This window comes from Aeromonas sp. MdU4 (assembly GCF_041929505.1).
In the GTDB taxonomy this organism is placed as follows: domain Bacteria; phylum Pseudomonadota; class Gammaproteobacteria; order Enterobacterales; family Aeromonadaceae; genus Aeromonas.
The window spans coordinates 140,158-160,758 of record NZ_JBHFMW010000016.1; the positions used below are offsets into that span (position 1 = coordinate 140,158).

Below are 20,601 nucleotides of genomic sequence, written 5' to 3' on the forward strand. Positions count from 1 at the left end.
ACATTAATGCGGTTAAAAGTCCGTATTCGAATCAAGCAGGATTTTCCATGTATATGTCCACGTCAGAGATACGCGCTGCGTTTCTCGAGTATTTCCGTTCCCAGGGACACCAGGTTGTCTCCTCCAGCTCGCTGGTACCGCATAACGACCCGACCCTGTTGTTTACCAACGCGGGTATGAACCAGTTCAAGGATGTGTTCCTTGGCGCAGAGAAGCGTGCCTACAACCGCGCCACCACGTCCCAGCGTTGTGTCCGTGCCGGTGGTAAACACAATGACCTGGAAAACGTCGGCTATACCGCCCGTCACCACACCTTCTTCGAAATGCTGGGCAACTTCAGCTTCGGCGACTACTTCAAGCATGACGCCATCAAGTTTGCCTGGGGTTTCCTGACTGAAGTGCTGCAGCTGCCGAAAGATCGCCTGCTGGTGACCGTCTACGCGACTGACGATGAAGCCTTCAATATCTGGGAAAAAGAGGTGGGTGTACCGGCCGATCGCATCGTGCGCATCGGTGACAACAAGGGTGCCCCTTACGCCTCTGACAACTTCTGGGCGATGGGCGATACCGGTCCATGCGGTCCCTGCACCGAGATCTTCTATGACCACGGCGATCACATCTGGGGTGGCCGTCCCGGCTCACCGGAAGAGGATGGCGACCGTTTCATCGAGATCTGGAACGTGGTGTTCATGCAGTTCAACCGTCAGGCTGACGGCACCATGGAGCCGCTGCCCCGTCCGTCCGTGGATACCGGCATGGGTCTGGAGCGTATCTCCGCCATCATGCAGGGTGTGCACTCCAACTACGAAATCGACATCTTCCAGGCGCTGATCAAGAAAGCGGCCGAGATCGTCGGTACCACCGATCTGAGCAACCAGTCCTTGCGCGTTATCGCTGACCACATCCGCTCCTGCGCCTTCCTGGTGGCTGACGGCGTCATGCCTTCCAACGAAGGTCGTGGCTATGTGCTGCGTCGCATCATCCGCCGCGCCGTGCGCCACGGTCGCAAGCTGGGTGCTACCGACGTCTTCTTCTACAAACTGGCTGCCGAACTGGCGGTGCAGATGAAGGATGTGGGTGCCGAGCTGATCGCCCAGCTGCCGCTGGTCGAGCGCGTGCTGCGCATCGAGGAAGAGCAGTTTGTCCGCACCCTGGATCGTGGCCTGTTGCTGCTGGAAGATGTGCTGGCCAACCTGGGCGACGCCAAAGTCGTGCCGGGCGAGGTGGTATTCAAGCTCTATGATACTTACGGTTTCCCTGCCGACCTGACAGCCGACGTGGTGCGCGAGCGCGACATCAGCATCGATGAAGAGGGCTTCACCGTTGAGATGGAGAAGCAGCGTGCTCGCGCCAAAGAGGCTTCCAGCTTCGGCGTGAACTACAACGAGATGCTCAAGCTCGACTTCGAGACCCCCTTCACCGGTTACAAGAGCCTGACCGAGCGCACCCGTGTGCTTGGCATCTACAAGGGCACCGAAGAGGTGAATGGCCTGATCTCCGGTGACGAAGCGGTCATCGTGCTGGAACAGACTCCCTTCTACGCCGAGTCCGGTGGCCAGGTTGGTGATTGCGGTACTCTGAAAGTGGACGACGGCATCTTTGCCGTGACCGACACCCTGAAAGCGGGCAAGGCGATCATCCACAAGGGCTACATGGAGCTGGGCACTCTGGAGAAAGGGGCCGAAGTTGAGGCCGTGGTTGATGGCGACCGCCGTCAGGCCATCGCTCTGAACCACTCGGTGACTCACCTGCTGCACGCCGCCCTGCGTCAGGCGCTGGGTGATCACGTGACCCAGAAAGGTTCTCTGGTCGGGGCCGAGCGCATGCGCTTTGACTTCTCCCACTTCGAGGGGCTGACCATGGCGACCATTCGCCGGGTCGAGGAGCTGGTTAACAACCAGATCCGCGCCAACCACGAAATCACTACCCAGCTGATGGATCTGGAAGCCGCCAAGTCGGCCGGTGCCATGGCGCTGTTTGGTGAAAAATATGAAGACGACGTGCGTGTAGTGCGCATGGGCGACTACTCCACCGAGCTGTGCGGCGGTACTCACGCCAAGCGCACCGGTGATATCGGCTTCTTCAAGATCATTGCCGAGAGCGGTATTGCTGCTGGGGTTCGTCGTATCGAAGCGGTGACCGGCAAAGCCGCCATCGACTTCATGCATCAGGTAGGCGAGCAGATCGAAGAGGCTGCCGCCCTGGTGAAAGGGGATCAGTTCTGCATCGCCGACAAGATTCGCCAGGTGCTGGACAAGTCCAGAATGATGGAGCGCGAGCTGGAGCAGCTCAAGGCCAAGTTGGCCGCTCAGGCCGGTAGCGACCTGCTGGGTCAGGTGATCGAGATCAAGGGTCAGAAGGTGCTGGTTGCAGCGCTGGAAGGGGCCGATCCGAAATCCCTGCGCGGCATGCTGGACGAGCTGAAGAATCAGATGAAGTCCGGTGTCGTGCTGCTGGCCACCTGTGCTGACGGCAAGGTCAACCTGATCGCGGGCGTCACCAACGACCTGACCGGCAAGGTCAAGGCCGGTGAGCTGGTCAATCTGGTTGCCCAGCAGGTGGGTGGCAAGGGCGGTGGCCGTCCGGACATGGCACAGGCGGGTGGTACCCAGCCTGAGGCGGTGCCGGCAGCGCTGCAATCCGTTCACTCCTGGCTGGAAGAGCGCCTGTAATAGGGCGAGGTGATCTGTGGCACTCTATGTACAGAAGTACGGCGGCACCTCGGTCGGCACACTGGAGCGGATCGAGGCGGTAGCTGAGCGGGTCGAGCAGACCCGCGCCCAGGGACACGACGTGGTGGTGGTTGTTTCTGCCATGTCGGGCGAAACCAACCGGTTGCTGGGCATGGCCCAGCAGCTGGATCCTGATGCCAACCGGCGCGAGATGGATGTGCTGGTCTCCACCGGTGAGCAGGTCACCATAGCGCTGTTGGCGATCGCATTGAACAAACGCGGTTGCCCGGCGGTCTCGATGACTGGCGATCAGGTGCGCATTCATACCGATGCCGCCTATGGCAAGGCGCGCATCACCCACATCGACACCGAGCTGGTTCAGGCTGAACTGGCTGCAGGCAAGGTGGTGGTGATCGCCGGTTTCCAGGGCCGTGACGAGCATAACGCCATCACGACGCTGGGCCGCGGTGGTTCGGATACCACGGCGGTTGCCGTGGCGGCGGCCATCAAGGCCGATGAGTGCCAGATCTTTACCGATGTGGATGGGGTATACACCACGGATCCGCGCATCGAGCCCAAGGCGCGTCGTCTCGACACCATCACCTTCGAGGAGATGCTGGAGATGGCCAGTCTTGGCGCCAAGGTGCTGCAGATCCGCTCGGTGGAGTTTGCGGGCAAGTACCGCGTCCCGCTGCGGGTGCTGTCGAGCTTTATCGATGGAGAGGGAACCTTAATCACATATGGAGGTGAGAGGATGGAAGCTCCCCTGGTATCCGGGATCGCTTTTAACCGCAACGAGGCCAGCCTGACCATACTGGGCGTGCCGGACAGACCGACCGTTGCCGCGCAGATCCTGAATCCGATCAGCGACGCTAACATTGATGTCGACATGATTGTGCAAAATACCCTGGGAGATGGTACCGCTGACTTCACCTTCACGGTGAATCGCGATGACTACCGCCGAGCCCGGGCACTGTTGGAGGAGACTGCCACTGCGCTGGGCGCCTCCTGCGTGCAGGGTAATGGCGAAATAGCCAAGGTTTCCATTGTCGGTGTCGGCATGTGGAACCATCCCGGTGTTGCGCGCACCATGTTCAAGGTATTGGGCGAGGAGGGGATCAACATGCAGTTGATCTCGACCTCTGAAATCAAAATCTCGGTGGTGATTGACGAGAAGTATCTGGAGCTGGCGGTGCGGGCCCTGCACGCCGCTTTCGGGTTGGATCAGGCGCCACAAGAGCAGCCCTTGGGCTAACATTCTCTGATTGATTTAGTTTCAACCATTTACCATATCGGTATCTTTGTAAGATAATGTCGCATATCGATATAAAAACAAAACAAGATACAGGAGCAAGCGAATGCTGATTTTGACTCGTCGTGTAGGGGAAACCCTGATGATTGGTGATGAAGTGACTGTCACCGTACTGGGCGTTAAAGGTAACCAGGTCCGTATCGGTGTGAACGCCCCGAAAGAGGTCTCTGTTCACCGTGAAGAGATCTACCAGCGCATCCAGGCAGAGAAAGTGCCGGGCCAAGCTGGCTTCTAAGCTGCTTTTATAGCTGTGACAAGGCGACACCTTATGTGTCGCCTTTTGTTTTTTCGGCCCCCCTGAAATCGCCCCGCAAGGCGCAAAACTGCGGGATAAGTACCGATATTGCTTGAATATTCCACGTTTTGACCAAATGCTGAGCGAACGCGCTTTTTTCTCCAAAAAAGTGTTTGACTAAAAATCCCTGTGAAGTATTATCAGCCCCGCAAACGGAGAGGTGGCCGAGAGGCTGAAGGCGCTCCCCTGCTAAGGGAGTATGCGGCTTATACCCGCATCGGGGGTTCGAATCCCCCCTTCTCCGCCATTTGCGCCCGTAGCTCAGCTGGATAGAGTACCTGGCTACGAACCAGGTGGTCAGAGGTTCGAATCCTCTCGGGCGCACCATATTACGACTCAAGCAAGAGTCATGTGTTGACCATCAGCAAGTCGACACTTTGGAAAAGGCTTACTGATAAGTAAGCTTTTTTTATCGTTTGAAAACAGGGCGCCCGTAGCTCAGCTGGATAGAGTACCTGGCTACGAACCAGGTGGTCAGAGGTTCGAATCCTCTCGGGCGCACCATTTCAAACAAATACAATGATTTATGAGCGCCCGTAGCTCAGCTGGATAGAGTACCTGGCTACGAACCAGGTGGTCAGAGGTTCGAATCCTCTCGGGCGCACCATGTTTCAAGCAGTGCAACAATTTATGAGCGCCCGTAGCTCAGCTGGATAGAGTACCTGGCTACGAACCAGGTGGTCAGAGGTTCGAATCCTCTCGGGCGCACCATATTTCAAGCAATGCAACAAGTTGTGAGCGCCCGTAGCTCAGCTGGATAGAGTACCTGGCTACGAACCAGGTGGTCAGAGGTTCGAATCCTCTCGGGCGCACCATACAGACAGCCTCGACTTCGGTCGGGGCTGTTTTTTTATGGGCGACATTCAACCCCGAGCTCTCCTGACACCTTGTCAGATAGAGCACAGCTCCGGCAGCTCACTCTTGTTGTGCTGGTTGTGTCTCTAGCTCTCCCTGCTCCTTCTTCCTTTACCTGTTCACGTTAACCAGCGCTCGCCATAGGCCTGTTGTTGCGTGTTTTCCTGCCAAGCCCAACGACGATAACCAAACCCATCCAAAGGCTCGCCAGCGCGGTTTGGCGGCAATAAAAAAGGATGCCGCAGCATCCTTTTTCAGTAGGAGTGATTCACTCAGCTTTTCAGCCATTTGCGAATACGGTTGGCATCGCCGACCGGGGTGCGCTTGCCGAACGAGTTGAGCAGCACGATGGCCAGCTCCTGGCTATCCGGTTTGGCGCGCATCACCAGACAGCGGCCCGCTTCATCGGTGAAGCCGGTCTTGGAGAGGCGAACATCCCAACCGGGGTTTTTCACCAGCGGGTTGGTGTTGTTGAACATCAGGCTGTAGGCGGGGGTGCTGAAGCGCATCTCCCTGTTCTCATCCTGGGTGAACTGGCGGATCAGTGGCTGGCGATAAGTGGCGGCGGCCAGCTTGCCGAGATCCTGGGCGGTCGAGACGTTGCGGGTCGAGAGGCCGGTGGCGTCATAGAAGTGGGTATTGCGCATTCCGAGCGCTCTGGCCTTGTTGTTCATGGCGCGCACGAAGGCGGTGCGGCCACCCGGATAGTGACGTGACAGGGCAGAGGCCATCCGGTTCTCTGACGACATCAGCGCCAGGTGCAGGGCGTCGCGACGGCTTACTTTGGTGCCCATGCGGATACGCGAGTGGGTGTGTTTGACCCGATCGACGTCATCCTTGTCGACTGTGATGGTCTGATCCAGATCCTGCCGGGCTTCCAGTACCACCAGTGCGGTCATCAGTTTGGTGATCGAGGCGATGGGGCGTACCGTAGTGGCGTTCTTCTGGTAGAGGGTTTTACCCGTTTTTACATCCACAACCAGAGCGCTACCGGAGCGGATCTCCAGTTTTGCCGGGTTGGGCGCAGCACTGACGGCAGGCAAACCCAGCATTCCAATCAATCCGAAAAGCAGCGCAACTGCGCGAATCCGACACCGCATACTACCGACTCCATTCCCATCCAAAAAAGGCGCTAGATTCACTCATTTTTACCCCTGCTTTACAAGGGCGCCAGGGACTATTTCTGCTATTTGCGCAAAAAAGCGATCAAAAAAGCCCTCTGGTGAGGGCTCTTGGATAAGGTGTGGTCGGCAGGGGTCAGTTCTGGCTCCGTGCCGCCTTGCGCTTGCTGATCCAGCGCCAGATCAGGGCGATGACGCCTCCCACCAGCAACGCTACCGGCAGGTAGATGATGATGTTGAAAAACTGGGTCTGGTATTCGTTCGCCAGCTTGGTGTGGCTCAGGTAGTAACCGATGCCGACTAGCGGGCAGATCCACATGATGGAGCTGATCAGATTGACGATGAGAAAGCGCCCTTGCGGCAGCTCGGTGGCGCCGACGATATAGGGGTAGGCGGTCCGTACGAAGGCGATGTAACGGGCAGTGATCAGAGTGATGATCCCGTACTTGTCCAGCAGGTGGTAGACCTTCTGCTGGTGCCGCTCTTCCACATGAGACATAAGGCGATGATACATCTGGGTATGACCGAGAAAGCGCCCCTGCATGTAGCCGAGCCAGGTGCCGACAAAGGTGGCCATGATCAGCAGCGGGATCACCCCGAGAGACAATACATCCTGATAGATGAGGACGCCGGTCAGCAGCAGCAGGCTGTCGCCGGGAAGGAAGGCTGTGGGAATGAATCCGTTTTCCAGCACCAGAAAAGTCAGGATCACACCACAGATCATGAAAGCCATCTTGGGATCAGACAGCGTGTTCAGATCGTGATTCATAAAGGCGTGAGCCAGTTGGTAAAACTGCTCCATACTTGCAAACTCCGCAGGTTAGCTGGGTAGATCGGTCAAGGGCATGGCGAGCACCTTGTCTATGCGCAGACCATCCATGTCAACAATTTCCAGTTGCCACTGTTCCAGCGTCACCAGATCGCCGGTATGTGGAACACGACCAAGGAGCAGCATGATAAGCCCTCCGAGGGTGTGATAGTGATGTTTTTCTTCTTCTGGCAGACGAACCAGCTCCAGGCAGTCCTTCAGCTCTGGCAGCGGGATGAGGCCGTCGAGCAGCCAGCTGCCATCGGCACGCTGGAATGCCCAGTTATCTTCGCCATCCTCCTGCTGGAAATCGCCGGCCAGCGCCTCCAGCAGATCCTGCTGGGTGACCAGCCCCTGCAGCTCGCCATACTCGTCCACGACCAGCGACATCTGCTCGCTATGAGTGCGGAAGTGATTGAGCAACTCGACGCCGTTGAGGGTCTCTGGCAGCAGGCTGCACTCCTGGGTCAGCGCAGCCAGATCGATGGGCTCGCCCTTGATATAGGCGTGCAGCACCTTGCTGACATCGATGACCCCGACCAGCTCGGAGAGGCTACCGTCACAGACCGGGAAGAAGCTGTGGCGATACTCCACCAGTCGCTGCAGGTTGGCGTCGAGTGACAGTGAGAGATCCAGATAACGGATATCGCTGCGTGGCACCATGATCGAGTTGAGGCTGCGCTCGTCGAGACGAAACACGTTGCGCAGCATGGTGTGTTCATGATCTTCGATGACACCGGCTTCCGATCCTTCCACCAGCATGGCGTGGATCTCCTCCTCGGTGACGTTGGTATTGCCATTCTGGTTTACCCGCATCAGGCGCAGGCTGGCGTTGGTCGATGCCGACAGCAACCAGACGAAGGGGCGGGTCAGGGTGGCGAGCCACAGCATGGGGCGTGCCACCAGGCAGGCGATACGCTCGGCGCTCAGCTGGCCAAGGCGCTTGGGCACCAGTTCGCCGACCACGATGGAGAGGTAGGTTACCCCCACCACCACGATGATGGTGGCGATCAGGCCGCTGCTTTTGGCAGAGAGCCCCCACTCCTGTAACCAGAGAGAAAACGGTTTGGCCAGCAGGGATTCGCCATAGATACCGTTGAGCAGACCGATGCTGGTAATGCCGATTTGGACGGCAGAGAGAAAATGGGTCGGGTTTTCACTCAACTTGAGGGCAATGGCGGCGGAGCGGCTCCCTTCATTGACCAGCTTGCCAAGGCGCGCCTTGCGCGCGGTGACGATGGCGATTTCCGACATGGCGAAGAGGCCATTAAGCAAAATCAATCCCAACAGGATCAATATTTCCATACTGCGGCAGCACTCCTTGAATTGAAAAGATCGCTGGCAGTGTAATGAATTTGGCCGCGACGTGCTTGTAAAAGCGGGTGATCCTGCTCGCTAATTTTATCACGCGAGCCAGTGGGGATGGATGAACAGGAGCCGGAAAGGCAAAAGGGCGGGATATCCCGCCCTTGCTTATGGTCGGTCAGGTTGCCCCGATCAGAACTGCTGGAACCAGCGCTGGATCTGTTTCGGATCTTTGCTCTGGGTCAGAGAGAGCATCAGCAGGATGCGGGATTTTTGCGGGTTGAGGGTGCCAGAGGCGACGAAACCATATTTGGCATCATCGATCTCGGCATCCAGGGTGGTGGAACCGGTCGGTACGCGGGCAGAGCGGACCACCCGGATGCCATCCTTGCTGGCCTGAGCCAGGGTGTCGAACAGGGTGTGGTAGAGGTTGCCGTTACCCACCCCGGCACTGACGATACCGTCAAACTTGGCATTCACCATCGCCTTGGCAGGCAGATCGGTGGCGTTGGCATAGTTGTAGACGATGCCGACCTGCGGCAGCTTGTCGAGCTTGCTCACGTCAAACGGGGTCTTGCTGGTGTGCAGGCGAGCCGGGCTGCGCTGATAGTCGATCTTGCCGTTGTGGATATAACCCAGCGGGCCGAAGTTGGGGGAAGCGAAGGTCTGCACGCCGGTGGTGTTGGTCTTGGTGACGTCACGGGCATCCAGCACGGTGTCGTTCATCGCCACCATCACGCCACGACCTTTGGAGGCGGGGTCAGAGGCGGTCACCACGGCGTTATAGAGGTTCATCGGGCCGTCGGCGCTCATGGCGGTGGAGGGGCGCATGGCGCCGACCAGTACCACCGGCTTGTCGCTCTTGACGGTCAGATTGAGGAAGTAGGCGGTCTCTTCCATGGTGTCGGTGCCATGGGTGATGACGATGCCATCCACATCATCTTTGGCCAGCAGTTCGTTGACCCGCTTGGCCAGCTTGAGCCACACCTCGTCGTTCATGTCCTGGGAGCCGATCTTGACGACCTGCTCACCCTGCACGTCGGCGACGTTCTTCATCTCCGGAACGGCAGCAATCAGGGTCTCGATGGCTACCTTGCCGGCCTCATAGTTGGATTGGGTAGCTGACTGTCCCGCTCCGGCGATGGTGCCGCCGGTCGCCAGAATATGGACGCTGGGCAGGGCCATGGCCATGGGGGAGAGGGTCAGGCCAACGACGGCGGCGAGCAGGGTCTTGCGGATCGGGAGGGTCATGCTGCAAATCCTTATGGTTGGAAAAATCGCAGCAAGTTTGCGCTTTCTATTGGGTTTTATTGTGATAAAACTCACCAATAAACAGACTGATACAGGATTTTTACCTGTTTTATACCTCTATATAGATAATTTAACTCGCAGAGAATCCTTTGGCTTCGATCAGGGCGATCAGCTCGGCCTTGCTCAGTTCGCTCTCGATGACCGCCTTGCTGCTGCCGAAATCGACGGTCGCGGTGGTGACGGCAGGCTGGGCCAGCAGCGCCTTTTGCAGACTGGCGGCACAGCCGCCGCAGGACATGCCGGAGATGGTGAGTTCGATAGTCATAACAGCGCTCCTTGGTGGGTATGTGACAAGGGTAAAGCTGCCGCCTCCGGCAAGGTCAAGCCGTCAGTACATCAGGCTCGCTGCCGGATTGATGGTGACCCTCGAACCGAAGGCCGTGGTGGCGATGATGTTCGCGGTCAGCACGCTGCCGTTTCCGGCAAGGCAAAGGTTCAGTACATCAGGCCAAGATAGTTCATCAGGGTTGCCCCAAGGCTGGTAGTAACCAGCGAGCCGAGGGTGGTGGTGGCAATGATGTTTGCTGCCAGTACGCTGTCGCCCCCCATGGCGCGGGTCATCACATAGCTGGCGGCTGCGGTCGGGGTGGCGCTGATGAGAAACAGAATGCCCAGCTCCAGATGGTTGAAGCCGATCAGTGCGGCCCCCAGGGTAAAGGCGGCCGGGATCAGGCAGAGTCGCATTACGCTGGCCCAGCCAGCCAGGGCGGCCCCGCCGCGTAGCGCATTCAGGCTCAGAGATGCCCCGGTACAGAGCAGCGCCAGTGGCAGGGTCATGTTGGCGAAGTAGCTGCCGGTGGTGAGCAGCAACTGCGGCATCTTGATGCCGAGCAGACTGAACGGTAGGGCTGCCACGATGGCGATGATCAGCGGATTCTTGACGATGCTGAGCAGGATGGGGCGGATGCCCGCTGCGCCACCGAGGCTGCGGGTGAGGGTGATCACCGCGAGGATGTTGTAAAGCACAGTGACCGCCCCGGCGTAGAAGGCGGCGGCCCCCAGTCCGGCATGACCATAAGCATTTTGCACGTAGGCGAGCCCGATGATGGCACTGTTGCCGCGAAAACTCCCCTGCACGAAGATGCCGCGCAGCTGTTGCTTGGTGATGAAGCGGCCAGCCAGCCACTCCAGCACCAGATAGCTGACCACGGTGGCGAGCAGACCATAGCCGATAAACCAGAGGCTCGGCATGGTGGCGAAGTCGGTACCCAGAATGCTGAGAAAGAGCAGGGCAGGCAGGGTCACCTGAAACACCAGCCGGGAGGCAGACTCGGTAAAGGGGTCGGGCAGCAGCCCCAGCCGCCGGAGCAGGATGCCGAGCAGCAGTACCGTACAGATGGGGCCTGTGATGGAGAGAGAGAAGAGCAGACTGGCCAACAGATCCATGATGGAGATCCTGAACGAGGGCGAGGCGTTCGCCGGAGCAAAGATCGCATTCTAACGCCATGGGCTTGTATTCACAGGGGTTAATCACAACAATGTGGGCAATTTCCACCGCCTGCACCCAATCCCAGTGAGTCAATCCATGGACAAGAAACTGACCATTCTCGATATCGCCCGCCTCTCGGGGGTCGGCAAGTCGACTGTTTCCCGGGTGCTCAATCAGGATCCCAAGGTGAAGCAGGAGACCCGCGAGCGGGTGGAGCTGATCATCGCCGAGCACGGCTTTGTGCCGAGCAAGTCGGCGCGGGCCATGCGCAGCCAGAGCCAGCAGGTGGTGGGGATCATCGTCTCGCGCCTCGACTCCAGCTCGGAGAATCAGGCGGTGCGCGGCATGCTGGAGACCCTCTACCAGCGCGGCTACGATGCGGTGCTGATGGAGAGCAAGTTCTCCCCTGCCAAGGTGCTGGAGCATCTGGCGGTGCTGGAGCGGCGCGGGGTGGATGGCATCATCCTGTTCGCCTTCAACGATCTCGACTATGCCGCCATGGCGCCGCTCAGGGATAAGCTGGTGCTGGTTGCCCGCGAATACCCCGGTTTCTCCTCGGTCTGTTTTGACGATGCCGGAGCGGTGCGCACCATGCTGGGCCAGCTCGCAGCTCGCGGTATCCGCGACATCGCCTATCTGGGGGTGGATACCGCCGACCTCACCACCGGCCAGCGTCGACTCGACGCCTACCTCGGCTATTGCGCCGAGCAGGGGCTGGCGGCGCGCAGCGCCCTCGGCGATCTCAGCTTGCAGAGCGGCTACCGGCTGGCTGCCGAGCTGCTCACCCCGACTACCGGCGCACTGGTCTGCGCCAGCGATACCCTCGCCATCGGCGCGGCAAAATACCTGCAAGAACAAGGGCGTAGCGAGGTGCTGGTGACCGGCCTTGGCAACAACTCCATGCTCACCTTCCTCTTCCCCAACGCCCTCACCCTGGATCTCGGTTACAAGGGGGCAGGGGAGCAGGCGGCACGCCAGCTGCTTGGCCAGATCGAGCAGGAGCAGCCGCCGCTGGCGACCATAGCACCCTGCCGCACCCTGCCGCACCCTGTGAGCCCCATCACTTCCGACTGAACAAAAAACGCGCTTTTTGTGACGCTGGCCACGAATTGGGAACGTTCCCATTTTGATCTGGCGAGATTGTCGGCATGCTAAATGGGAACGATACCAAAAACGCTAGAGCCCAAAGAGTGGCTCGCAAGGGCGATGCAGACCACTATTCAATGGCGTCACAGAGGGAAGACCCATGTCCAAGATCAACGCACAGCACCTGGCCATCCTGATCGACAAGATCGGTGGCAAGGAGAACATCGCCACCGTCAGCCACTGCCTGACCCGGTTGCGCTTCGTCCTGAACGATCCGGCCAAGGCCGACAGCAAGGCTATCGAAACCATCCCGGCCGTGAAGGGAAGCTTCACCCAGGGCGGTCAGTTCCAGGTGGTGATCGGCAACGAGGTAGAGCAGTGGTACAAGGCGCTGACCGAAGAGCTCGGCGTCAGCGGTGGCAGCAAGGAGGCCGCCAAACAGGCTGCCCGCCAGAACATGAATCCGCTGGAGCGGGGCATCTCCCATCTGGCGGAGATCTTCGTGCCGCTGCTGCCCGCCATCATCACCGGCGGTCTGATCCTGGGCTTTCGCAACGTCATCGGCGACATCAAGATGTTCGACGATGGCACTCACACCCTCACCGAGATCAGCCAGTTCTGGGCTCAGGTGCACGCCTTCCTCTGGCTACTGGGTGAGGCGATCTTCCACTTCCTGCCAGTGGGCGTCTGCTGGTCTGCGGTCAAGAAGATGGGTGGTTCCGAGATCCTGGGCATCGTGCTGGGGGTGACGCTGGTGTCGCCACAGTTGATGAACGCCTACGGCATCGGCCAGCAGACTCCCGAAGTGTGGGACTTCGGCCTGTTCGTGATCCAGAAGGTGGGTTATCAGGCGCAGGTCATTCCGGCGCTGCTGGCGGGTGTGTTCCTCGCCTGGGTGGAGACCAACCTCAAGCGGGTCATTCCGGCCTATCTCTATCTGGTGATTGTGCCGTTTGTCTCGCTGCTGCTGGCGGTGATCGTGGCCCACGCCTTTATCGGTCCGTTCGGTCGCTGGCTGGGTGATGGCGTCGGTTTCGCTGCCAAGGCGGCCATGACCGGCTCCTTCGCTCCCATCGGTGCCGCCCTGTTCGGCTTCTTCTATGCGCCGCTGGTCATCACCGGCATCCATCACACCACCAATGCGGTGGATCTGCAGCTGATGCAGAGCATGGGTGGTACCCCGATTTGGCCGATCATTGCGCTCTCCAACATCGCTCAGGCGTCTGCCGTGGTAGGGATCATCCTCATCAGCCGCAAGGAGAACGAGCGGGAGATCTCGGTGCCTGCCGCCATCTCCGCTTACCTCGGGGTGACCGAGCCGGCGATGTACGGTATCAACCTCAAGTACAAGTTCCCCATGCTGTGCGCCATGGTGGGCTCCAGCCTTGCTGCCCTCATCTGCGGTTTCGCCGGGGTGATGGCCAACGGCATCGGGGTAGGTGGCTTGCCGGGTATCCTCTCCATCCAGCCGCAATACTGGGCCGTTTACTCCCTCGCCATGCTGGTCGCCATCGTGGTGCCGGTGGTGCTGACCCTGCTGGTCTACAAGCGCCAGCAAGCGGCTGGCAAGCTGGCCGAAGCGAGCGCCTGAATCTGATTGTCAGGGCGACCTTGCGGGTCGCCCTCTCCCTTTTCAATTTGTGACAAGAGAAAGAGCCATGAGCCAAACACCCTGGTGGCAGAGCGCCGTGATTTACCAGATCTATCCCAAGAGCTTTCAGGATTCCGGCGCCCGTGGCACCGGCGATCTCAAGGGGATCATGGCCCGCCTCGATTACCTCAAAACGCTGGGGGTCGATGCCCTCTGGCTGACCCCGGTCTACGTCTCGCCGCAGGTGGATAACGGCTACGACATCGCCGACTACCTTGCCATCGACCCCGCCTACGGCACCATGGCTGATTTCGAGGCGCTGCTGGCCGCCGCCCACGCGCGCGACATCCGCATCGTGATGGATATCGTGGTCAACCACACCTCCACCGAGCACACCTGGTTCAAGTCGGCGCTGGGGGACAAGAACAGCCCCTACCGCGACTACTACATCTGGCGCGATCCGGTGGATGGTGGCGTGCCCAACAACTGGCAATCCAAGTTTGGTGGCAGCGCCTGGGAGCTTGATGAGATTACCGGTCAGTACTACCTGCACCTGTTTGCCCGCGAGCAGGCGGATCTCAACTGGGAAAACTCGGCGGTGCGCGCCGAGGTTAAAAACATCATCCACTTCTGGGCGAAGAAGGGAGTGGACGGTTTCCGCCTCGACGTCATCAACCTCATCTCCAAGGATCAGGCGTTCCCGAACGACGAGATTGGCGATGGCCGCCGCTTCTACACTGACGGGCCGCGTATCCACGAATTTTTGCAGGATGTGAGCCGCGATGTCTTTGCCCCGGTGGGGGCCATGACGGTGGGGGAGATGTCCTCTACTTCGCTGGAGCACTGCCAGCGCTATGGTGCCCTCGATGGCTCCGAGCTCTCCATGGTGTTCAACTTCCACCACCTCAAGGTGGATTATCCCAACGGCGACAAGTGGACCAAGGCGCCGTTCGATTTCCTCGAACTCAAGCGTATCTTCAACCACTGGCAGAGCGGCATGCACGGCAAGGGGTGGTCGGCGCTGTTCTGGTGCAATCATGACCAGCCGCGCATCGTCTCTCGCTTCGGTGACGAGGGCGAACAGCGGGTAGTGGCCGCCAAGATGCTGGCCAGCACGCTGCACGGCCTGCAAGGCACCCCCTACATCTATCAGGGGGAGGAGATCGGCATGACCAACCCCGGCTATCAGCGCATCGATGACTATCAGGATGTAGAGAGCCGCAACATCTTCGCCATCAAGCAGGCGGAAGGGATGAGCGAGGGCGAGATCCTGGCCATTCTCGGTGCCAAGTCCCGCGACAATTCGCGCACCCCGATGCAGTGGAGCGCTGCGGCCAACGCCGGTTTCACCAGCGGGACGCCCTGGCTCAAGCCAGCTGCCAACTATTCCGGGATCAACGCCGAGGCGGCGCTGGCCGACCAGCACTCGGTGTTCTGGCACTATCGGGATCTCATCGCCCTTCGCAAGGCGCACCCCATCTTCACGCAGGGGGATTATCAGGAGCTGCTGACCGGGCACCCGCAGATCTGGGCCTATGCCCGCCGCGCCAACGGTCAGACCCTGCTGGTGGTGAGCAACTTCTACGGCGAGCCGGTGGAGTTTGCCTTGCCTGCCGAGCTGCAAAGCGGGAAGGGTCGGCTGCTGCTCGGCAACTACCCGGATAGCCCGGCCCAACCGCAATCGGGTATGCTGCGCCCTTATGAATCCCTGATCTGGCTGATGGAGTAGGTAATGGAGAAGGTGGTGCGTGGTGCCGAGTGGCAGAAGATGGTGGCGGGGGAGCCTTATGATGCGGGCGATCCCGAGCTGAAAGCGGCGCGCGAGCGCTGCCGCAGGCTCTATCACACCTTCAACACCAGCTGGCAGGAGAAACCGGCGCGGGATGCTTTGCTGCACGAGCTGCTCGGTAGCCACGGCCAGGAGTGCGCCATCAATCCGCCGTTCTTCTGCGACTATGGCGCCAACATCTTCGTCGGCGAGAACTTCTACGCCAACGTCAATTGCACCATCCTCGATGTGTGCGAGGTGCATATCGGCGACAACGTGCTGCTGGCGCCCGGGGTGCAGATCTACACTGCGGCTCACCCGGTGGCGGTGGCGCCGCGCATCAAGGGGGTGGAGTTCGGCAAGCCGGTGCGGATCGGCCATAACGTCTGGATTGGCGGTAGCACGGTTATCTGCCCCGGTGTCACTATCGGCGATAACAGCGTCATCGGCGCCGGTTCGGTGGTGACCAAAGATGTGCCCGCCAATGTGGTGGCCGCTGGCAACCCCTGTCGGGTATTGCGGCCGATGACGGCGGATGAGCTTGCCGAGCTCAAATAGAGGCGATTTTGGCTGGCTGATGATGTTTTTGTCATTTATTTTTTAAATGAAATCGCCATCAGTATTTGTTTTGTAAATGGTTAATAATCCGCGCAAGAGCCCTGCTGACGGGGTTTTGGCAAGATTTCCCCCCTCCGCATCACCCCCCCCGATCGGCATGAAACTGATCTTCGGGGCAGATTGTGGTCCATTCACTGCTCATGTTTGGCAGGGGGTGGCCGATACTGATAAGTACAGGAGGTAACCTATGGATATATCCAGCTCTGCAAATGCGTCGTTCGGTTCTGCGCTGATGGTGGCCAGTCTGGCCAAAAAACAGCAGATCCAGGAAGGCCAATCCGCCCTGAAACTGCTGGAAACAGCAGCGCAATCCGCTCCGACTGCGCCGACATCGGCCAGCGCGACCCTCGGAAGCAAGATCGATATCCGCGTCTGAGCGATAAAAAAGCCCCCATCTATTGATGGGGGCTTTCTTTTTATTTGGCTGTTACCTGTCAGGCTCAGACCGGGAAAGGGGCTGGCGCCTCGAAGGTCATCCGCTCGCCGCTGCGGGGGTGAGTGATGGTCAGGCTGGCCGCATGCAGATAAAGGTGCGGTGCAGCCGCCAGTGCATCCGGGTTGGCGTAGAGGTTGTCACCCAGGATCGGGTGCCCCAGCTCCAGCATATGGACACGCAGCTGATGGGAGCGACCGGTAATCGGGGTCAGCTTGATCAGGCTGTTGCCGTTCTCCACCTTCAGTTTCTGCCACAGAGTCAGGGCGTGACGTCCCTCCTCGTGGTCCACCTTCTGTTTCGGCCGGTTGGGCCAGTCGACGCAGAGCGGCAGGTCAACCTGACCCGACTCTGCCTCCGGCTCGCCCCATACCCAGGCGAGGTAGTGCTTCTCGGTCTCCCGCTCGCGGAATTGCCGACTCAGCTCCCGATGTGAATTGGGGTTGAGGGGAATGACGATAACGCCAGTGGTGGACATGTCGAGGCGATGAGCCGCCGCCGCCTTGGGGTGCTGCTGCTTCACCCGATGCAGGACGCTGTCTTCATTCTCGGGGCCGCGCCCGGGGACGCTCAGCAGGCCAGTGGGCTTGTTGACCACCATGATGTCCTTGTCCTTGAACAGGATATCGAGCCAGGGTTCCAGGGGCGGTGAGTATACAAACATAGCGTCTCGCATCTTTGGTCAAAGCGGGGGCAAGCCCCCATCAGTTATGGGTAACCACAATCATAAAGTGCATGGCAGCCAACTCGCGTTGGGTCTGGTTGTTATCAACCAGATGATGCCTTCACTGTTCTATCAGTTATGGGTCACCACGATAAAGCGGATTGCATCCAGCTTGAGTTGGGTCTGATCGATCAGGTGGTGCAATTCTGCCTGCAGATTGCGCAGATAATCCAGTTCGCTGTCGCGCACGTTCGGGTTGACCGCCTTGAGCGCTTCCAGACGATCGAGATCCTGCTGCAGGGTTTGCGCCATCTGGGCACGGGCCTTGTCGACAATCACGGCTTTCAGCTCTTCGGCAATCGGTTGAGCCTGGCCAATCAGACCGTGGATCACCGGCTGGGACGCCGTGACCAGCTTGCTGCCGAGGTGGCGGTTGACCGGCGTCAGCTGGCGGTTGAAGGCATCGAACGCCACCTTCTCACCCAGATTCTGGCCGTTCTTATCCATCAGCAGACGGATCGGCGTCGGCGGCATGAAACGGTAGAGCTGGGGATGGGCCGCAGACTCGGCAACGAAGATCAGCTCAAGCAGGATGGAGCCGATGGGCAGCGCCTTGTTCTTGAGCAGGGCAACCGAGGTCGCACCGATCTCGGAGCCGAGGATCAGGTCGATACCGCCGCGCATCATGGGGTGATCCCAGGAGAGCAGCGCCATGTCATCCCGCGACAGAGCGGTGTTGCGATCGAAGGTAATGGTCATGCCATCTTGCGGCAGGCCCGGGAAGCTGGAGACCAGCATGTGATCCCCCGGGGTCAGCACCAGCGCGTTCTCGCCACGATCATCCTGGTTGACGCCGATCTCGTCGAACATCTTGAGGGCGAAGGAGATCATGCCGGTGTCGTCATCTTCGGCGGCCAGCTTGTCGACCAGCTGCTGGGCGGAAGCGCCACCGCTGGAGTGGATCTCCAGCAGGCGATCGCGACCCTGTTCCAGTCGTGCCTTGAGCGGCTCGTGCAGTTCGCGGGTCTTGATCAGCAGGGCATCGAGGGTCGCCTGATCGCCGGTGTTGGCGGCCAGCAGCTCGAACAGCTCGTCACGCACCGCTTCGAATACCGGGCGGGCGGTCGGGCAGGTCTGCTCGAACGCGTCCAGACCATCGTGATACCAGAGCTGCAGGGCGCGCTGGGAGGTGCCCTCCAGATAGGGAACGTGGATCTCGACGGTATTCTGCTGACCGATACGATCCAGTCGACCGATCCGCTGTTCCAGCAGATCCGGATTGAGCGGCAGATCGAACAGCACCAGATGACTGGCAAACTGGAAGTTGCGACCTTCTGAGCCGATCTCGGAGCAGAGCAGCACCTGGGCGCCACCATCCTCTTGTGCAAAATAGGCAGAGGCCTTGTCCCGCTCGAGGATGGACATCCCTTCATGGAATACGGTGCCGCGGATCCCTTCACGGGTGCGCAGCGCCTCTTCCAGTGCGAGAGCGGTGGCCGCTTCGGAGCAGATCACCAGCACCTTCTGTTGGCGGGCAGAGAGCAGCAGCCCCAGCAACCACTCGACGCGCGGGTCGAACTGGGTCCAGGTGGCGTTGTCGCCTTCGAACTGCTGGAAGATCTTCTCGGGATAGAGGTAACGCAGGGCGCGAGTCTGCAAATCGCCACCGTTGCCACCCATCATGCCCATCACCTTGATGGCGGTCTTGTACTGATCCGGCAGTGGCATCGGGTAGACGTTGAGATGGCGCTCGGGGAAGCCCTGAATATTGGCGCGACTGTTGCGGAACAGCACCCGGCCGGTGCCGTGCTGATCCAGCAGCTTGGCGACCGCCTGCTGACGGGCAGTTGCATCGCTTAAGTCCAGCCCTTCCAGCTGGCTGGCGAGGATCTGTTTGGCGGCATCGCTCAGGGTTTCGCCTTCCAGCAGCTCTTGCGCGGCGCTGGCGACCTGGCCATAAGCCTGCTCCTCGGCGAGGAAGGCCTCATAGTCGTAGAAACGCTCGGGATCGAGCAGGCGCAGGCGGGCAAAGTGGCTCTGGTGGCCCAACTGATCCGGGGTGGCGGTCAGCAGCAGTACGCCCGGCACCTGTTCGGCCAGCGCTTCCACCATTTCGTAGGCGCGGCTCGGGGCCTCTTCGCTCCACTCCAGATGGTGTGCTTCGTCGACGACCAGCAGATCCCACTCGGCTTCCAGTACCTGCTCGAAGCGACGACGCTTCTTGCGCAGGAAGTCGAGGCTGCAGATCACCAGCTGTTCGGTTTCGAAGGGGTTCTCTGCATCGGCGAATGCCTCGATACAGCGCTCCTCGTCAAACAGGGAGAAGTGCAGGTTGAAGCGGCGCAGCATCTCGACCAGCCACTGGTGCTGCAAAGTCTCGGGCAGCAGAATGAGCACGCGATGGGCGCGACCGGAGAGCAGTTGCTGATGAATGATCATGCCCGCTTCGATGGTCTTGCCCAGACCCACCTCATCAGCCAGCAGTACGCGCGGGGCGTAGCGGTGACCCACTTCGTGGGCAATATAGAGCTGGTGCGGGATCAGGCTGACCCGGCCACCGGCCAGACCGCGAGTCGGGTTGCGACGACGCTGGTGCTGGTTGATCAGCGCCTCGTAGCGCAGGGTAAAGCGGGACATCCGATCGATCTGACCGGCGAACAGGCGATCCTGCGGCTTGTTGAACTTGATAAAGTTGTTGAGAAACACTTCCTTGAGGGCAACGGGCTCATCATTGTCGGTGCGAACACCTACATATATAAGCAGGCCGTTTTTCTCCTGCACTTCTTCGACCGTCATGGTCCAATCTTCGTGACTGGTGATCTGATCGCCCACATTGAAGCTGACCCGGGTCACCGGCGCCTCTTCTTTGGCATACATGCGGTTTTCACCGGTAGCCGGAAACAACAGGGTAACCATGCGTCCTTCAACAGCAACGACAGTCCCCAACCCCAGATCCGTCTCTGTATCACTAATCCAACGCTGGCCAAGTGCAAAAGGCATTAAACTCTCCAAAGCCCAAGAGTGTGTGAATCGCAAAGGGGCGCTATGTTACCCGAAGGCGTGACCTCGATCACCATGCATATAGATGTAGAGAGACCAAATCGCCACAACCTTGATCTGCTACCGCCACCACACCATATAGAGGATAGCGATATGGCTATATGGGTGTGTTATTGCAGGATAAATGCGCTTTTTGGGTGATTAGTGAACGGTTGAACCAAAAATACGAATTTAATTCTAAAACGCTCTTGCAAGCGTGATCCAGATCCCTATAATGCGCCACATCGACAGGGCAAGCGGCAACGCAAACAACCTCGTCGGTAACCTCGAAAA

General features: G+C 59.4%; 16 protein-coding genes and 6 tRNA genes. 14 read left to right on the forward strand and 8 right to left on the reverse strand.

The features are described 5' to 3' along the window. The first annotated feature begins 47 nt into the window (after positions 1 to 47). The 9 genes from alaS (at position 48) to ACE1BR_RS09195 (ending at position 5,094) form a co-directional block, all read left to right on the forward strand. A complete protein-coding gene (gene alaS / locus ACE1BR_RS09155; protein WP_374869534.1) occupies positions 48 to 2,672 on the forward strand; it encodes an alanine--tRNA ligase in 2,625 nt (874 codons plus the stop codon). A 16-nt stretch (positions 2,673 to 2,688) separates the two neighbouring features. Next, positions 2,689 to 3,927, forward strand: coding sequence for an aspartate kinase (locus ACE1BR_RS09160; RefSeq protein WP_374869536.1), 1,239 nt, complete (start codon positions 2,689 to 2,691; stop codon positions 3,925 to 3,927). A 103-nt stretch (positions 3,928 to 4,030) separates the two neighbouring features. After that, positions 4,031 to 4,219, forward strand: coding sequence for a carbon storage regulator CsrA (csrA, locus tag ACE1BR_RS09165; protein ID WP_287871701.1), 189 nt, complete (start codon positions 4,031 to 4,033; stop codon positions 4,217 to 4,219). 214 nt (positions 4,220 to 4,433) lie between these two features. Next, positions 4,434 to 4,526, forward strand: a tRNA-Ser gene (locus tag ACE1BR_RS09170). Positions 4,527 to 4,529: 3 nt separating this feature from the next. Then, positions 4,530 to 4,606: transfer RNA gene (locus tag ACE1BR_RS09175), tRNA-Arg, on the forward strand. 100 nt (positions 4,607 to 4,706) lie between these two features. Beyond that, positions 4,707 to 4,783, forward strand: a tRNA-Arg gene (locus tag ACE1BR_RS09180). Between the two features lie 26 nt (positions 4,784 to 4,809). Then, a tRNA-Arg gene (locus ACE1BR_RS09185) sits at positions 4,810 to 4,886 on the forward strand. A gap of 27 nt (positions 4,887 to 4,913) precedes the next feature. Continuing rightward, positions 4,914 to 4,990, forward strand: a tRNA-Arg gene (locus tag ACE1BR_RS09190). A gap of 27 nt (positions 4,991 to 5,017) precedes the next feature. Further along, positions 5,018 to 5,094 (forward strand) — tRNA-Arg (locus ACE1BR_RS09195). A gap of 312 nt (positions 5,095 to 5,406) precedes the next feature. Here ACE1BR_RS09195 and pbpG read toward each other — a convergent pair. The 6 genes from pbpG to ACE1BR_RS09225 all read right to left on the reverse strand — a co-directional run bounded on the left by pbpG (position 5,407) and on the right by ACE1BR_RS09225 (position 11,065). Further along, complete coding sequence (gene pbpG, locus ACE1BR_RS09200; protein WP_374869538.1) at positions 5,407 to 6,234, reverse strand: D-alanyl-D-alanine endopeptidase; 828 nt, start codon at positions 6,232 to 6,234, stop codon at positions 5,407 to 5,409. Positions 6,235 to 6,391: 157 nt separating this feature from the next. Continuing rightward, positions 6,392 to 7,057, reverse strand: a complete 666-nt coding sequence (locus ACE1BR_RS09205; RefSeq protein ID WP_374869540.1) for a DedA family protein — start codon at positions 7,055 to 7,057, stop codon at positions 6,392 to 6,394. 18 nt (positions 7,058 to 7,075) lie between these two features. Beyond that, a complete protein-coding gene (locus ACE1BR_RS09210) occupies positions 7,076 to 8,368 on the reverse strand; it encodes a hemolysin family protein (RefSeq protein ID WP_374869542.1) in 1,293 nt (430 codons plus the stop codon). A 192-nt stretch (positions 8,369 to 8,560) separates the two neighbouring features. Further along, positions 8,561 to 9,619 (reverse strand): L-asparaginase 2, encoded by a 1,059-nt coding sequence (gene ansB, locus ACE1BR_RS09215; protein WP_374869544.1) that lies wholly within the window; start codon positions 9,617 to 9,619, stop codon positions 8,561 to 8,563. A gap of 130 nt (positions 9,620 to 9,749) precedes the next feature. Next, positions 9,750 to 9,944, reverse strand: a complete 195-nt coding sequence (locus ACE1BR_RS09220; RefSeq protein ID WP_374869546.1) for a heavy-metal-associated domain-containing protein — start codon at positions 9,942 to 9,944, stop codon at positions 9,750 to 9,752. Positions 9,945 to 10,114: 170 nt separating this feature from the next. Further along, entirely contained in the window at positions 10,115 to 11,065 is a 951-nt protein-coding gene (locus ACE1BR_RS09225) for an AEC family transporter (protein WP_374869548.1), read from the reverse strand. 139 nt (positions 11,066 to 11,204) lie between these two features. On the opposite strand from ACE1BR_RS09225, the gene treR reads away from it, so the two are divergent. The 5 genes from treR to ACE1BR_RS09250 all read left to right on the forward strand — a co-directional run bounded on the left by treR (position 11,205) and on the right by ACE1BR_RS09250 (position 16,547). Next, positions 11,205 to 12,182, forward strand: coding sequence for a trehalose operon repressor TreR (gene treR, locus ACE1BR_RS09230; RefSeq protein ID WP_374869550.1), 978 nt, complete (start codon positions 11,205 to 11,207; stop codon positions 12,180 to 12,182). Between the two features lie 172 nt (positions 12,183 to 12,354). Further along, positions 12,355 to 13,785 (forward strand): PTS trehalose transporter subunit IIBC, encoded by a 1,431-nt coding sequence (treB, locus tag ACE1BR_RS09235; protein ID WP_374869552.1) that lies wholly within the window; start codon positions 12,355 to 12,357, stop codon positions 13,783 to 13,785. Between the two features lie 67 nt (positions 13,786 to 13,852). Next, positions 13,853 to 15,514, forward strand: coding sequence for an alpha,alpha-phosphotrehalase (gene treC / locus ACE1BR_RS09240; RefSeq protein ID WP_374869554.1), 1,662 nt, complete (start codon positions 13,853 to 13,855; stop codon positions 15,512 to 15,514). A gap of 3 nt (positions 15,515 to 15,517) precedes the next feature. After that, positions 15,518 to 16,111, forward strand: coding sequence for a sugar O-acetyltransferase (locus tag ACE1BR_RS09245; RefSeq protein ID WP_374869556.1), 594 nt, complete (start codon positions 15,518 to 15,520; stop codon positions 16,109 to 16,111). A gap of 247 nt (positions 16,112 to 16,358) precedes the next feature. Further along, positions 16,359 to 16,547 (forward strand): hypothetical protein, encoded by a 189-nt coding sequence (locus ACE1BR_RS09250; RefSeq protein ID WP_374869558.1) that lies wholly within the window; start codon positions 16,359 to 16,361, stop codon positions 16,545 to 16,547. A 64-nt stretch (positions 16,548 to 16,611) separates the two neighbouring features. Here the strand turns inward: ACE1BR_RS09250 and rluA are convergent, their stop codons facing one another. After that, positions 16,612 to 17,268 carry a bifunctional tRNA pseudouridine(32) synthase/23S rRNA pseudouridine(746) synthase RluA gene (gene rluA, locus ACE1BR_RS09255; RefSeq protein ID WP_043165752.1) on the reverse strand — a complete coding sequence of 219 codons (657 nt, stop codon included), beginning with the start codon at positions 17,266 to 17,268 and terminating at the stop codon, positions 16,612 to 16,614. A 132-nt stretch (positions 17,269 to 17,400) separates the two neighbouring features. Further along, entirely contained in the window at positions 17,401 to 20,268 is a 2,868-nt protein-coding gene (rapA, locus tag ACE1BR_RS09260; protein ID WP_374869560.1) for an RNA polymerase-associated protein RapA, read from the reverse strand. Positions 20,269 to 20,601 lie beyond the last annotated feature (333 nt).